The sequence below is a fragment of the Leptotrichia wadei genome (assembly GCF_007990445.1).
Lineage (GTDB): Bacteria > Fusobacteriota > Fusobacteriia > Fusobacteriales > Leptotrichiaceae > Leptotrichia > Leptotrichia wadei_A.
Map to the genome: position 1 here is coordinate 835,983 of NZ_AP019841.1, position 14,546 is coordinate 850,528.

Sequence of the window (14,546 nt, forward strand, 5' to 3'; positions counted from 1 at the left end):
CTCTTACAATATTATATATAAATAGATTTTACTGACAATAGAAGTCAATCATGGAAAGTAAATATCCTGTATTACTGTCTACTGGTGTACTTTCAATAAAATCTTTAATTTTATACCTTAATATTAATTTTTTTTCATTATACTGTTCACGCTTTTCAATAGTCATTGCTCTATCCAGAGAATGACTAAACGGACTTCCTGAACTTGCAATGCCTTCTATAATTCCCCCTAAAAAATCAAAAAACAGTCCTCTTGTTTTAGAACGCATATGAGTCTGATACTTTTCATCGAGATATGACAAGTCTGCCTCACTCTTTTCTGCTGAAAGATAGAATCTTTTCAAAGCTCTTCTATCATATAATGAAAATAATTTTAATCCCTCCTGAATTAATTCTTTTGCTTCTGTTTTCATAAAATTTCCTTTCTGAATTTAAATTTTTAAAGTTTTTCAACTATCTCTTCCAGCCTTTTATAATCCGTCTTGCTGTTATGCCTCTTATCCATTGGAATTTCAGTTTCGATTATTTTAAATATTCCAAATTTTTCTTTTAATTCTTTAATTTCACTATCCTCAGACAAATCTCCTTTAAATTCAGGGTTTCTTTCAGCAAAGAGGTATAATTTATCATCTTTTGAAGTAAGAACAGATTTTTTCAAGTTTTTGCAAAATGAAAAGGCAGTTTCTACAGTAAAGGGATAATAAATGTTTTCTTCAATCTGTATTCTTCCTTTAACCCTTCCAAGCAGTATAAGTTGCCCTTTTCTGTTAATATATCCCATATCTCCTGTCCTATGCCAGTTTTCATCAGGATTTTTTTCAACATTTAGGTAACCATTGACTACATTTTCTCCTCTTACAAGTATTTCACCTTTTAATTCTGAAGAATCTTTAACATTGTCTGATTTTTCTAGTTTTTCTATTTTAAGCTCTATTTCATTAACTATTTTCCCAGCCAGCAGCCCTTCTCCATTTTTCATATTTTCAATATCTTCTTTTGTTATATCTTCAAAATTTAATGATGATATTGGCTCAGCTTCCGAAGCTCCATATAAGGCTGTAATTTTTGCATTTGTAAAGACCTTTTTAATTTTTTCCATAAGGCTGTAAAAAACAGGAGCACCACCTGTATATACCTTTTGAACATTTTCAAGCGTTATTTTTTCATCTTTGCAAAATTTTACGATATTTTCAAATATTGCAGGAGGGAGAATGACATTTTGAATATTATTTTCCATTATTTGCTGAACAATATTTTTAAAATTTGATTCTGCAGGTTTTTTCCAGTTTAAATCAGGAATAAAAGTAGTTGTTCCTGTGGCAATGTGGGAAAAAAGAAATATTGGGAATGAAGAATAAACCGATGTTTCCTTTTCAAATTTTATATTTTTTTCAAGTACATTATGCTGTCCCAGCAAAAATTTATGAGTTCTCATAATAATTTTAGGAAATCCAGTACTTCCACTTGTAAAACTGATAAGAGCTGGTGTATCTTCTTCAATTTTTTCATAATTCTCAATTTTTTTATTTTCTTTTACTTGACAATTTTCATTTATTGAAAATTTTTCAGAGTATTCCATCACTTTAATATAATTAATTTTTTTCCCAATTTTTCTGATTCCTTTTAGAAAAAATCCCTTCAAAAGTGTTTTTCTGCTTCCAATTATCCCATCAGGCGAAATCATCTCACAGCATTTATTAATATGCTCAATCCCAGCATAAGGGTCAATAAATACAGCCTGTATTCCCATTTTAAATATTGCTGTCAAAATCAAGTAAAATTCCACTCCAATTGGAATAAAAACTACAATTTTATCTCCTTTTTTAAAATTTTTTTTCCTTAAATAATCACATACATAATTTGATTTTTCATCTATTTGGGTAAAAGTAACTTTTTTGCCTGTATTCAAGTCAAATAAAGCTGTCTTATCTGGATAAAGACTTCTTAATTCTTTTATTTTGTCAACTATTGTCATTTTTATACCGCCTTTTATTTAAAGTTCCTTTATAAACAAAGTATATCTTCTCAATTCATCTCCCAATAGCAATCCTATATTTTTAGATATATTCTTTTCATACATCAAAGCATAAATCACATTTTTATAACCTGATTTTTCCGTTTCCTTCACAAGTTCATCAATTAAGATATATCCCATTCCTTTTCCGTTATATTTGGGAGAAACTGCAATCGTCTTAAGTATCATTGTTTCTATTTTTCCTTTATACTGAAGCTCTGCATAATCAGGTATTCCAAACACATAGCCAATTAATTCATCCTTGAGATAAAGCGTTTTAAAGAATTTTTTTACAATTTTATCTTCATATCTCATATACATTTTTATAAAAATTTCCCTTTCCAGTTCAGAATATAAAAAATTATTTTTAAATGCCTGAATTGTCAAGTCGTAGACTTTATTTAGTATTTCTAGTATATTTTCGTTTTCAGCAGATTTTACCTTTATATCCTTATAATAATCAAATTTTTTTATTTTTTCAATTTTCTTAGATAGATTTTCCCTTTTAACAGGATTCATATTTTCCATTATTGTAGAAATATAATTGGCAAGAGGATTAAATCCAGTTTTTTGAAATAATTCCACATAATAGCCTTCATTCCAAGGTTCCATCAAGAAAGGCTTTCTATTTCCAGTTTTTGTCACATACCGATATGTATTCCAAGTAGTTCCATTCAAAGGCCCAATTATTAATTCAATCCCATCTTTTTTCAATTCTTCAAAAAGTTCATCAAATATTTTCTTTTCAAATTCTTCTTTTCTATATTTTTCAAAAATCATTACGTTTCCAATATAAGATGTTTTTTTCTCATTATAATCTGGCCGATTGTGCCACAAATTTAGGCTTCCTGCCATTTTTCCTGCTTCATCTTGAAAAACTATAATTTCTGATGGTCGTTCTATTTGAATTTTTGCTATTTCATTTTGAGAAATATCATTTTCTGTAACGTATTTTTTTAGATAATCGTTATTTATTTTTTTATTTTCTGTTATTGTATATCTTTTTATTTTCATATTTATAATTTCTCCTGTTTTAATCTTATAACATTCCTATTCCCAGTAATAACATTGAGCAAGCAAAAACAATTCCTGAAGTTAAAAATACTTTGCTTTCTCCGCTAAGTTCATTTTCCTTTTCAAAAATATAAAAAATCTTCATGCATGTTTCGTAAATAAATATTCCGCCAAACATAAGAATTGCTATTCCAGTTAGCATTTTAAAATCCAGAATTCTTGACAAAATAAAATAATTTACTAGAAAGAAAACGGCCGCTTTACATATGCTTTCCATCAAAAAGTTCATTCTAAATGTTTTCCTGTAGATATTTCCGGCATTATCCCTTATTAAATTTATAATTCCAAAAAATAGTGAAAATGAAAAAATATAAATAAGAAACATTTTATTTTTATCCATTACTATGCTTAATGCAAGCCACATTGATGTGGTAAATGCTATTGCTAATAGCCCTTTTAGCGAGTCCTTAACCTGCCCTTTAACTTTTGGCGTAAAATGATAATATCCAAGATACATTATTAATGGTGGAACGACCCATTTTATTCCGCCTATAATCATAACGATGTAAAGGAAAAATAAACTTGCAGTTTGGGCAACTTTTGTAAGAGTAGTTTTTTTTCTATTTAATATTATAATTATAAGAAGCATAACTATTACCCAAAGTTTATACATAAGTTCTCTCGCTGTTAAATATAAGTTTAATTTTAGGAACAAATATACGAAAAGCGGGACAAAAATATTATCCAGCCCATTCCACGAAATCATTTCAAGAATCATTGCAAGAATGCTTAAAAGCAGTGAAACAAGCACGATATTTATACTTTTAATGTTACTGAAAAATAAAAAGAAATTTATGCAAATAAAATATGTTGTAAGAAAAAATGTCACAGATCCTTCTACCGACTTTGTTCCAAATCCCGTATCAAACTTATATTTACTATAAAATTCTCCGATAAGAGCCGCAAAGGCATCGGAAAACATAAGTATTATAAGCGGAAGTGAATACATTATTTTATCTTCACTTGACACAATCCATAATCCTAAAATACTTATAATAAAATATATATCTCCAAATGTTTTCCTGTTTTTTGTTTCCAGAACTTTTCTAAATCCAGATATTCTATTTTTTATCAGCCTAATGGAAATAAGCACTGCAAGAAAAATCACTCCAAGTATCATAACCGAACTTTTTTTCTCAAATATAAACGGAAGAGCCAGTCCCCCAAATCCCGAACCTATATGTAAAATTTTCCGTATAAGTTCTGAATTTAACGTTTCACTTTTTTCAAGTTTATTTAGCAAAAGAAAAAACATTATAAAACCAATAAAAACAAGTATCATCTTAGTTATTTCCATATTTTATCACCTTTTCAACTACAAAATCATTATAAAAAAACGTTTTATCCTTCTCATGAAGTTTTTTATCAAATTCTTCCATTCTTTGAAAATTTTTCCAAATGTTATTTTTCCCGTTTTCTATATTTTCCTTCATTTCATTTTCTTTATAATCTAATTTTGATGAATTTCTTTCCACTATCAAGTTCCAGTATGCCAATATTGCACTATTATCAGCATTATCATAAATTTTTTTCATCAAATTTCTATAATTTTCCAAAGACATATATTCAAATATATCACTTAAATTAAATTTATTTATTTTAAAATCTATTTCATCAAGATATTCTTCCACAGAATTTTGAACAATTTCCAATTTGTGAAGATTTTTCTTAATATTTTCAAAATTTTCCCTTCTTAAAAAGTAAGGCAAGCAGTCTAAACGGTAATTTCCCATCATAATATAATGAATATAAGGATTTTCATAGCTGTCCAGCTCGCAAAGAGCATACCTGCTTCTTTCCTTCATTTCTTTGGAAATATCTTTTTCTGCATACCTAAAAAATTCCTTATCTCTTCCAAATTTTCCAACTACAGATTTAGAAAGAAATAATTTAAACATCAGTTTCCATCTAAAATTATTCCAATGCTTATTATAATATTCCTCTCTTTCCTGTTTCGACTTTTTCTCAAAAAGCCCTTCCACTCTTTTTTTATTATGTATCAAAGGAAGTATTTTTTCCCTAAAAATTTTAAAGAATTTTTCAAATTTTCCAATATGAATCACCCCAGTTTCAATCGCTTTTCTATTAAGATCCCAATAATCTCTCACATCTTTATCAAGTTTTTCACGTATTTTATCATACATCCTAATTCTTTCAGCAGAATTTTTTACTCCCATAAATTCCAGCATTTTTTCATAATCAAAATTTTTAAAAATTTCCCTTTTAAGTTTAGCAAGAGCAATTTGGGGAAAACTTATATCGAGAGCCACCACTTTTTCAGGATTTTCAGCAAGCATTGAAAATACATTATCTCCTGCCGACAAGATCCCAAAGCATACATCCTTTTCTTTTATATCAAGACTTTCCAATAATACTTCCGTATCTTCCCAGCATTGGGAATATCTTATCAATGAAAAATCAACTTTATTTTCTTTTACTTCACTTTTCAATTATGTTCCTCCTAATTTGTTTGTAATTTTAAATTTTTAATAAAAATCAACCATTCAATTTTTTAATAATTCCCGTACTTCCGTCAAATTGAACCATATCTCCTGTTTTCAGAATACTTGTTGCCCCTTGTACTCCTACTATGGCAGGGATGTTCATTTCCCGTGAAATAATTGCACTGTGGGATAAAAGGCTTCCCTTTTCTACTATAAGTCCCTTCAATAAAGGAAAAACCATAACCCAGCTTGGATCTGTAGATTTTGTAATGACGATATCTCCGTCTTCAACTTGAGTATCCATAGGATTTAAGACAATTTTTACTTTTCCTTTTACAATTCCTTTGCTACATCCAGTCCCTTGCAAAGTATTTTCGTCGAGTTGAGAATTTCCTGCCAAATCTTCATAATAAAAGTTTTCTCCTAGGAATCCTCTTGTTAAAAATCTATCAGGAAGAATTGCCTCTGTTTCGTATTTTTTATATTCTTCTTTTCGCAGTTCTATAAGTTTTTTTAAGTCAACATCAATTATTGAGCCGTCAATAAGTCCAAAAATTTCATCGACAGTAAGATAGAATACATCTTTTTCATTATTTATAAGGTTATTATTTTTTAGATGTACTCCCATTTTTTTCATAATCTTTCTGACTGTTCCAAAAACCTTTGTCCGTTCATATCTCAAATTTTCCCTTAATCGTATAAATTTTTTTGCATAAAATAAAGTTTTTTTCAATAAATATTTTTTTATAGGATTTATTTTCAGGTTGTCATATATTTTTTTCTGTTCTTCCAATATGTTTCTCTTAGTATGTTCCTGAACATTTTCTGTTATTGAAAGCGAATATATCATTTTTATTAAAAATAAAGGCTCTTCCCTTAATGTTGGTGCTTCCAGTTTTAGTTCGTGGACTGTCCTGTCACCAAATTTTTCCATATATTCATTCAAAGTAGAATTAAATTCTGCATTTTGAGTTAATTTAAATATTTCAACAAGTGATTTTTCGTTTTTGTTTATTATATTTCCTATTTCATCTTTTAAAGATTTGTCATTTTTTATCATAAGGCTCATTTTTTTTATATATTTCGATGGTTCAACACTAATCATGCTGTTTCCTTCTTGAGCAATAAGTGTATTATGTGCCTTTTCAAAATCTTCCTTTATATATTTTTCAGCCATTTTCTTTGAAAGTCCAAACCAGACCATTACAAGAAAGTCATTTATAATTGGTATTTCCCAGTTTTTTAAAAATTTATTTTCAAGAAATTTGTAATATTTTTTCAGCTCTTTTATATTTTTTTTGTTCAAATTACTTTTTTCCCCATTAAGATTTTCAGCTATAATTTTATAAAATTTTTCAGCCTTTTTTTCAATAAGGAACATATTCATAAACAAGGTAAATCCAGCCTTAGATTTTTCCAGTTTATTTCTAAATTTTTCCCATCCAGTCATTTTCCCTTCAGCTTCCAGCAAATTCTCATTCAGATTTTCTTCAGACAATTCTTTTTTTACCCCCATCATCTGTTCCATAAATTTACTATTGCCTTTAGAATTTGGAAACAGCATCAAAAGTTTATACCAGTTTATCAAGTTGTAATAAACTCGCCCTTTCAGCAATCCAAGCATATTATCATAAACATCCTGATAACTTTCCACAACTTTAGCAGGAACTCCCGTTATTTCTGAAAATCTTTTATAAACATCAGAATATGCCTTTCTTATAAAGCTGAATGTAAGTGGCAACGTAATCTCAGGATAACTTTCTACAATATTGCTGTTATCCCATATTATTGTGTTATATGTTTTTTTACCTGTTTTTTTCAGTGTAGTTATAGGTCTTGACTGCAATATATATAGTTTTCCCTTTTCAAATGCCCATTCCATATCCTGAGGCTTTCCATAATATTTTTCAATATTTATAATATTTTCTCCCAGTTCCGTAATTTCAGCATCATTTAAAACCTCATCTTCAACATTTATTTCTTCAACTTTTATCCCATGATTTTCAAAATCAAGGCTTTGCTTCACCTTCTTAATCCCTATTTCTTTTTTTATTTCCTTAGTTTCCTTATTATAAATGAACAGATCCCCATTCTCATCTCCATCCACAATACTTGTCCCTAATCCAAAAGTCCCAGAAATAACAATTTCATCATGATCCCCATTAACAGGATTTACGCTAAATCCAACTCCAGCCTTTTCAGAATTAATCATCTCCTGAATTATTACAGCCGGAACATTTACCTCGTTATTTATTTTTCCCTCTTTCCTATATCTCATCACATGAGAAGAAAACGAAGAAATCCAAACTTCCTTTACTTTTTTCAGCATATTTTCTTTTCTCACATAAAGATATGTTTCAAACTGTCCAGCAAACGAAAAATTACTGCTGTCTTCCTCAACCGAAGATGACCTGACAGCATAATAGCTCCCATCTTTTACAATTTTTTCAATCTCCCTTTTAAATTCTTCCCTAATCTTATGATTTTTTATAACTTCAATCATATTTCCAATTTTTTCTTCACTATCTCCCTCAAAAACACTATCCCAATCTGTTATTTCACTTTTACAATATTCCCTTATTTCATCCAATATAACTTCCTTAAAGTATCTATTAGTAATCACCGAAAAATCAGGCACATTAAACCCATGAATCGCCAGTTCAAATAAATTTTGAGCCTTTTTCCCAATTTTTTCTTCAAATGCACTATTTTCATCGTGATTTTTTAACCCGTCAATATTATAAATATATTTCATAGTTTATTCCTTTTCTAAAAATTTATTTTTTATATTATTATACTCTAAAAAATTTATTTTTTAAAGTTATATGTGTATATTTTTTCATTTGAATTAAAATATAAGAATTTTTTTAAAAATAAGATTTGAATATTTTCTTGAATAGCACTTTAAGATTGGGTATAATTTATAGGTAGGGGAATTGAGGAGGTTTTGGAGTTAAATTTTTTTGCTCTGTCCATAAAAATCTTTTAATTGTATTCTAAAAAAATCTTTGATATACTTAATATTGTAGAATATTTTGCAGGAAAGGGGTAATAAAATGATTGAAATTTTTAAAGAATTTTTAGATAAGGAACGTCCGTTAAATGAAGGTATTTTGAAAAAACTTCAAAATTATTTGAAGACAGAATTTATATATAATTCAAATGCCATAGAAGGTAATACTTTAACTTTGCGTGAAACGGATATAATTCTTCAATATGGGGTAACAATAAAGGGAAAATCGTTAAAAGAACATAATGAAGTAAAAGGGCAGGAATATGCACTGGATTTTTTAAATGATGTTTTAAAGACAAAAGAGTCATTATCGGTTAGGATTATACGTGAATTTCATGCTTTAGTGCTGAATGATGACTTTAAAAATAGGGGAAAATTTAAGCAGGAAAATAATATAATATTGGGAGCGAAATTTCAGACAACTCCATTTTATCAGGTGGAAGAAAAACTGCAAGAACTTATAGATAATTTTTTAAAAAGTAAAGAGAATATAGTTGAAAAAGTGGCTAAATTTCATGCAGAATTTGAAAAAATACATCCGTTTAATGATGGAAATGGGCGGACAGGAAGGCTTTTGATGAATTTGGAGCTGATGAAAAATGGTTATCCGATAACAATAATAAAAAATGAAAATAGAAATGACTATTATAATGCTTTAGAAAAAGCACAAGTAGAGTTTGATTATGAATTGATTATAAAATTTATTAAAAGTAGTATCGAAAATACATTTTGGCTGTACTATAAACATTTTAATGAAGAAACCAAAGAAAAATTTGAAAATTATTTGGAACAAAATGGTATTAATATAGAAGATTTTTATAAGGAATGGATTGGTAAAAAACCAGAAATATTAATAGATTTACCTAGAAAATGGCATAATAAAATTAATATGGAGTAAAAAATTCAAAATTTCCTTGCAAAATATAATAAAATATGATAAACTATTTTAGTAATTAAATTAGAAGTAGAAACATTGTTTCTCACCTTTCCATCAATATATTCAGGTTTTGGATTGATTTTCCAAATAGAAATAGAATGGTCGGTTCTATTTTAGGATGAGTTGGGTATTAGTTATTTGATATTTTGTAATGAAATGAGTATTTTTATTGTGCTGATTTTATTGCGAGATTTATTTATATGATAACTATTGAGCAAGGTTTCTTATATCTTGTTTTTTTATTGTAAAAAAATTAGGAGGTGTTTTTTATAAGAGGGAATAACCGATCTGATGAGCCACGAATGAATGAGCGAATTAGAGTGAGAGAAATTAGAGTTGTTGGTGATGATGGGGAGCAGTTTGGAGTAATGTCTACACGAGATGCATTGGCGCTTGCGGCAGAAAAAGAACTGGATTTAGTTGAAATTTCACCAAATGCAACACCGCCTGTGTGTAAGATTATGGACTATGGAAAATTCAAGTATGAGAAAACGAAGAAAGACAAGGAAAATAAGAAAAAGCAAAAAAATATTGTCGTTAAAGAGATTAGAATTAAACCTCATATTGATGAACATGACAAGGATACAAAGATTTCTCAAATTGAAAAATTTATAGCCAAAGAACATAAGGTAAAAGTAAGTCTAAGACTTACAGGTAGAGAAAGATTACATGCAGAATCTGCTATTAAAGTATTGGATGAGTTTGCAAGTCATTTTGAAGAAATTGCGACAGTTGAGAAAAAATACGGAAAAGAGCAAATTCAAAAATTTATTTTATTATCGCCTAAAAAATAAAGGCAAAATTTAAAAAAGTGAAAAGTGATTTAGGAGGAAAGAAAATGCCAAAAATGAAAACACATAAAGGAACAAAAAAAAGAGTTAAAGTTACAGGAAGTGGAAAAATTTCTTTAAGACACTCTGGAAAGAGCCATATCTTAACTAAAAAGACTCATAAAAGAAAGAAACGTCTAGGACAAGACGTAATCGCTCCAAAAGGTGCTGAAAGAAAAATCAAAAAAGTATTGGCTGGACAAGAAGGAAGATAATTCCAATAATTGTTTTAAAAAAAATATTTTTGAAAAAAGTGATTTAGCAAAATTTGCAACTTTTTATTCAAAGATAAAATTAAAAAAAGCAGTTTAAAATAGTAATTAACGGCTTTTTATTTGAAAAATTAAAATTAAAGATTGACAGAAGTTAGTTCTAAAAATAAATAAAGAACAGAAAACGGCTAAAATATTAAGGAGGAAAAAATATGCCAAGAGTAAAAACAGGAATAGTTAGAAGAAAAAGACATAAAAAAGTTTTAAAAGAAGCAAAAGGTTATAGAGGAGCTATAAAAACAAATTATAAAAAAGCTAATGAAGCAGTTAAAAAAGCTATGGCTTATGCAACTGAACATAGAAAATTGAAAAAAAGAAAAATGCGTGAATTGTGGATTATCAGAATTAACGCTGCTGCAAGATTAAACGGAATTTCTTATTCAAGATTAATGAACGGACTTAAAAAAGCTGGAATTGAACTTGATAGAAAAGTTTTAGCAGACTTAGCATTAAACAATCCTGCTGAATTTGCAAAATTAGTAGAAAAAGTTAAATAGTGATTCAAATAGAAATAAATCAATACTCAAATGGTGATTTTTAAATTAAAAGCAGCTGTTTGAGTATTACTTTTTTTAAATTAAAAAGAATTATAATAAAAAAAGAATTTTAATTTTTTATCTAAATAGGAGATCGAGTAACATCTAATAAAAAATTGAAATAAAAAAAAATCTAAATGAATTAGATTTAATTAAAAGGACTATACTTGTAAATCTTACTAAATAGATTAACTCTGAGTTATGAGATAGCCCTTTTTATATAGGGAAATTAAATAAATAATGTTTTTTTGGGCTATCTCATAAAATGGTCTTTTATTCAAAAAAACAAATTTCCCTATACAGCCATGAGATTGTTAAACATCGTTTAACTTTCCCTTGACATTAGTATTATAGCACAAAAATTAAAAAAGTCAATAGTACGAATTAAAAAATTTTAAATTTTTAGGGTATTATTAAATTTGAGCAGTAATAATATTTATTTAACCATAAAGATAGCAAGAAGTCTTACGCTTCTAAAAGCGGGAGTAGTCCACTGTATTGACTAAAGGTTATGGAATTTTATAAGTAATTATAAAATGTAAATTAGGCAATTGTAAAAATAAAAGTGGTAATATCAAACAGCAATAATATTTATTAATCACAAAGAACCAAGATTCTTTGTCAAGGAGCGAAGAGAGATAAGAAAATCAAGCATAAAACTGTGTTTGTTAGATTTTTAGATTTTTACAAATGAATGAAATAAAAATAACAGGGAGGAAAATATGAACAGAGATTTTGAATTTGGAATAAAAAGACAGTTGATTACGAAGGAAGAACTTCAGAAAAAGGTAAAGGAACTGGGAGTAAAGATTACTGAAGATTTTAAAAATGAAAATGAGCCGTTAATAGTGATAGGGCTATTGAAGGGATCTATTGTGTTTATGGCTGATTTGATTAGGGAAATAAAATTGCCGCTTGAAATTGACTTTATTGAGGCTTCCAGTTATGGGGAAGGGACTCAAAGTTCTAGAGAAGTTAAGATTTTAAAGGATTTGAGAAGTACGATTAGCGGGAAAAATGTTCTGGTAGTTGAAGATATTATTGATTCAGGATTTACGTTAAAAAAAGTATTGCAAATTTTGGGAAGCAGAAACCCTAAGAAAATATCGCTTTGCACACTTTTAGATAAGCCTGAAAGAAGAGAAGTTGAAGTTGATGTGCAATATGTTGGATTTGAAATTCCAAATGAATTTGTTGTTGGATATGGGCTTGATTTTAATGAAAATTATAGAAATTTGGAATATATAGGAGTTGCTGAACCATCAGTATTTGAGTAAGGAGTAAAATTGAAGGGGAAAAATAAAAAATATAAGAAAAGAGATAAAAATTTTGAAAATGAAAGTCATAAGGCTAAAAAGAAGTATGGGCAGAATTTTTTAAATGACAGCAATTTGTCGGATGAAATTTTAAATGTGGCGAATATTGACAAAGAAACGGAAGTTCTGGAAATTGGGCCAGGATTAGGATTTTTAACAGAAAAATTAATTGAAAATTCTAAATTTTTGACTGCTTTTGAAATAGATGATGATTTAATTCCGTTTTTGAGTAAAAAATTTGAAAAAAAGGAAAATTTTAAGTTGATTCATCAGGATTTTATGGAAGCAGATTTGAAAGATTTTTTTGAAAATAAAAAAGATGTGAAAGTTGTAGCAAATATTCCGTATTACATAACTTCGCCAATTATTAACAAATTGCTTGAATATCGTGAAAATATTGATGAAATTTATTTGATGGTACAAAAGGAAGTGGCAGAACGGATTGCTTCACAGCCTCATAGCAAAAATATGAGCCTGCTTACTCATGCTGTTCAATTTTACGCTGAAGCAGAATATTTGTTTACTGTTCCAAAAGAAAAATTTGATCCTGTTCCAAAAGTTGATTCAGCATTTTTAGGAATAAAAATTTTAAAAAATAAAAAATATGAAAGTCAAATTTCAGAAGAAAAATATTTTAAATATTTGAGAGAAGCGTTTTCAAATAAGAGAAAAAGTATTTCTAATAATTTATCGAATTTAGGATTTTCAAAAGATTTTGTAAAAGAATGCTTGAAAAAAGTTGGCAAAACAGAATTGGCTAGAGCAGAAGAATTTTCTGTGCAAGGATTTATTGATTTTATTGGGATTTTGGAAGGTTAAATTGCCTATATTTTATTGAATAAAAAATAAAAAGTTCTCTAGATTGTTGAGGACTTTTTTAGTTATATAATAATTTTTTTAGCAAAAAATTTTGTAAATCAAATATTTTTACTTTATAAATAATAAAATAATGAGTATAATATAGCAAATATAAATTGGGAGGAATTTTTTATAAAAAAAATGGGAATTTTATTGCTTATTGGAGCATTAATGGCGATAAGCTGTGGCAAAGATACTGGAGCAAAGGAAGGTGGAAAGGCTGGTACAACAGCTGGAAAGACAGTTGAACAAGGGAAAACTGATTTAAGCAAGGAAACTTCTGAATATAAAAAATATGTTGAAGGTCAGATTGATATACTTTTAAAGGATACAGAAAATTTTGCACAATTATTAAAGACTGGGAAATTAGATGAAGCTAAAAAAGTTTATCCGCTAATCCGTATGGATTATGAAAGATCTGAGCCTATCGCTGAAAGTTTTGGAGAATCGGATATTAAGATAGATTACCGTCTTGTAGACTTCAAGGAAGAATTTAAAAATGAGGAAGGCTGGAAAGGATTTCATAGAATTGAAAAAATACTGTGGGAGCAAAACACTACAAAAGGAACTGAAAAATACGCAGACGATCTTGTAAACGACATTAAGGAGCTAAAGGCAAAAATTGCCACAATTGAAGTAACGCCTGATTTAATGGTTACAGGAGCAATTGACCTGTTAAATGAAGTTTCGACTCAAAAAATTACTGGAGAAGAAGAAGTGTTCTCGCATACTGATTTATACGACTTTAGAGCGAATATCGAAGGGGCTCAGAAAATTTTTGAACTGTTCAGAACTAAATTAGAACAAAAAGATGCTAAGCTCGTAACAACTTTAGATACTGAATTTAAAGCTGTAAATGCACTTCTTGACAAATATATGACAGATGATAAAAATTATAAATTATACACAGAGTTGAAGCCAGAAGATACAAAAGCTCTAGCTGAAGCAGTTACTAAACTTGGAGAACCTTTATCGCAAATGGGAATTGTAATAGACGCAACTCCTAAGAAATAATACACTTATTCGGTAACTAATAGACCTGTTCGATAACTATACAAACTTAGAATTTAATAAAATAAATATCTTGAAGCAAGGAGTCTTGACCCCTTGTATAGATAAAAAAACTTAGGTTATCAAACATATCTAATATGTTTAACTATTATTAAATAGGGAATTAATTCCCTTTGTTAAAATTAACATTTAGATTATTGAACACATCTAAATAAAACTTACAGTATAAAAAGAGGTAAAAT

Annotated in this window: 13 protein-coding genes; 7 read left to right on the forward strand and 6 right to left on the reverse strand. The window is 28.3% G+C overall.

What is annotated here, in order from left to right:
- Positions 1 to 28 precede the first annotated feature (28 nt).
- From FVE74_RS04030 to FVE74_RS04055, 6 genes are read right to left on the reverse strand one after another with little or no spacing between them, the layout of a single operon-like run.
- Complete coding sequence (locus FVE74_RS04030) at positions 29 to 412, reverse strand: hypothetical protein (protein ID WP_147003345.1); 384 nt, start codon at positions 410 to 412, stop codon at positions 29 to 31.
- Between the two features lie 26 nt (positions 413 to 438).
- Positions 439 to 1,974, reverse strand: coding sequence for an AMP-binding protein (locus FVE74_RS04035; RefSeq protein WP_147003346.1), 1,536 nt, complete (start codon positions 1,972 to 1,974; stop codon positions 439 to 441).
- An 18-nt stretch (positions 1,975 to 1,992) separates the two neighbouring features.
- Positions 1,993 to 3,027 carry a GNAT family N-acetyltransferase gene (locus FVE74_RS04040; protein WP_147003347.1) on the reverse strand — a complete coding sequence of 345 codons (1,035 nt, stop codon included), beginning with the start codon at positions 3,025 to 3,027 and terminating at the stop codon, positions 1,993 to 1,995.
- A gap of 25 nt (positions 3,028 to 3,052) precedes the next feature.
- Complete coding sequence (locus FVE74_RS04045) at positions 3,053 to 4,384, reverse strand: diacylglycerol/polyprenol kinase family protein (protein ID WP_147003348.1); 1,332 nt, start codon at positions 4,382 to 4,384, stop codon at positions 3,053 to 3,055.
- Positions 4,371 to 5,537, reverse strand: a complete 1,167-nt coding sequence (locus FVE74_RS04050; protein ID WP_147003349.1) for a DUF3419 family protein — start codon at positions 5,535 to 5,537, stop codon at positions 4,371 to 4,373. Before FVE74_RS04050 ends, FVE74_RS04045 begins: the two co-directional genes overlap by 14 nt.
- Positions 5,538 to 5,583: 46 nt before the next feature.
- Positions 5,584 to 8,286, reverse strand: coding sequence for a PEP/pyruvate-binding domain-containing protein (locus FVE74_RS04055; RefSeq protein ID WP_147003350.1), 2,703 nt, complete (start codon positions 8,284 to 8,286; stop codon positions 5,584 to 5,586).
- A gap of 301 nt (positions 8,287 to 8,587) precedes the next feature.
- Here FVE74_RS04055 and FVE74_RS04060 point away from each other — a divergent pair, with 301 nt between their 5' ends.
- The 7 genes from FVE74_RS04060 to efeO all read left to right on the forward strand — a co-directional run bounded on the left by FVE74_RS04060 (position 8,588) and on the right by efeO (position 14,307).
- On the forward strand, positions 8,588 to 9,442 hold the full coding sequence (locus FVE74_RS04060; protein ID WP_147003351.1) for a Fic family protein: 855 nt from the start codon (positions 8,588 to 8,590) through the stop codon (positions 9,440 to 9,442).
- Positions 9,443 to 9,741: 299 nt separating this feature from the next.
- Positions 9,742 to 10,275, forward strand: coding sequence for a translation initiation factor IF-3 (infC, locus tag FVE74_RS04065; RefSeq protein ID WP_082719429.1), 534 nt, complete (start codon positions 9,742 to 9,744; stop codon positions 10,273 to 10,275).
- Between the two features lie 44 nt (positions 10,276 to 10,319).
- A complete protein-coding gene (gene rpmI / locus FVE74_RS04070) occupies positions 10,320 to 10,526 on the forward strand; it encodes a 50S ribosomal protein L35 (RefSeq protein WP_018498699.1) in 207 nt (68 codons plus the stop codon).
- A gap of 209 nt (positions 10,527 to 10,735) precedes the next feature.
- On the forward strand, positions 10,736 to 11,080 hold the full coding sequence (rplT, locus tag FVE74_RS04075) for a 50S ribosomal protein L20 (protein WP_015769536.1): 345 nt from the start codon (positions 10,736 to 10,738) through the stop codon (positions 11,078 to 11,080).
- A 761-nt stretch (positions 11,081 to 11,841) separates the two neighbouring features.
- A complete protein-coding gene (gene hpt / locus FVE74_RS04080; RefSeq protein WP_060918672.1) occupies positions 11,842 to 12,396 on the forward strand; it encodes a hypoxanthine phosphoribosyltransferase in 555 nt (184 codons plus the stop codon).
- 9 nt (positions 12,397 to 12,405) lie between these two features.
- Positions 12,406 to 13,254 (forward strand): 16S rRNA (adenine(1518)-N(6)/adenine(1519)-N(6))-dimethyltransferase RsmA, encoded by an 849-nt coding sequence (rsmA, locus tag FVE74_RS04085; RefSeq protein WP_147003352.1) that lies wholly within the window; start codon positions 12,406 to 12,408, stop codon positions 13,252 to 13,254.
- 180 nt (positions 13,255 to 13,434) lie between these two features.
- A complete protein-coding gene (gene efeO, locus FVE74_RS04090; protein WP_232054056.1) occupies positions 13,435 to 14,307 on the forward strand; it encodes an iron uptake system protein EfeO in 873 nt (290 codons plus the stop codon).
- Positions 14,308 to 14,546 lie beyond the last annotated feature (239 nt).

Bases quoted from the DNA above. Each gene is read 5' to 3' on its own strand.
- FVE74_RS04030 (WP_147003345.1), bottom strand. From the start codon at position 412: ATGAAAACAGAAGCAAAAGAATTAATTCAGGAGGGATTAAAATTATTT.
- FVE74_RS04035 (WP_147003346.1), bottom strand. From the start codon at position 1,974: ATGACAATAGTTGACAAAATAAAAGAATTAAGAAGTCTTTATCCAGAT.
- FVE74_RS04040 (WP_147003347.1), bottom strand. From the start codon at position 3,027: ATGAAAATAAAAAGATATACAATAACAGAAAATAAAAAAATAAATAAC.
- FVE74_RS04045 (WP_147003348.1), bottom strand. From the start codon at position 4,384: ATGGAAATAACTAAGATGATACTTGTTTTTATTGGTTTTATAATGTTT.
- FVE74_RS04055 (WP_147003350.1), bottom strand. From the start codon at position 8,286: ATGAAATATATTTATAATATTGACGGGTTAAAAAATCACGATGAAAAT.
- FVE74_RS04060 (WP_147003351.1), top strand. From the start codon at position 8,588: ATGATTGAAATTTTTAAAGAATTTTTAGATAAGGAACGTCCGTTAAAT.
- rpmI (WP_018498699.1), top strand. From the start codon at position 10,320: ATGCCAAAAATGAAAACACATAAAGGAACAAAAAAAAGAGTTAAAGTT.
- rplT (WP_015769536.1), top strand. From the start codon at position 10,736: ATGCCAAGAGTAAAAACAGGAATAGTTAGAAGAAAAAGACATAAAAAA.
- hpt (WP_060918672.1), top strand. From the start codon at position 11,842: ATGAACAGAGATTTTGAATTTGGAATAAAAAGACAGTTGATTACGAAG.
- efeO (WP_232054056.1), top strand. From the start codon at position 13,435: ATGGGAATTTTATTGCTTATTGGAGCATTAATGGCGATAAGCTGTGGC.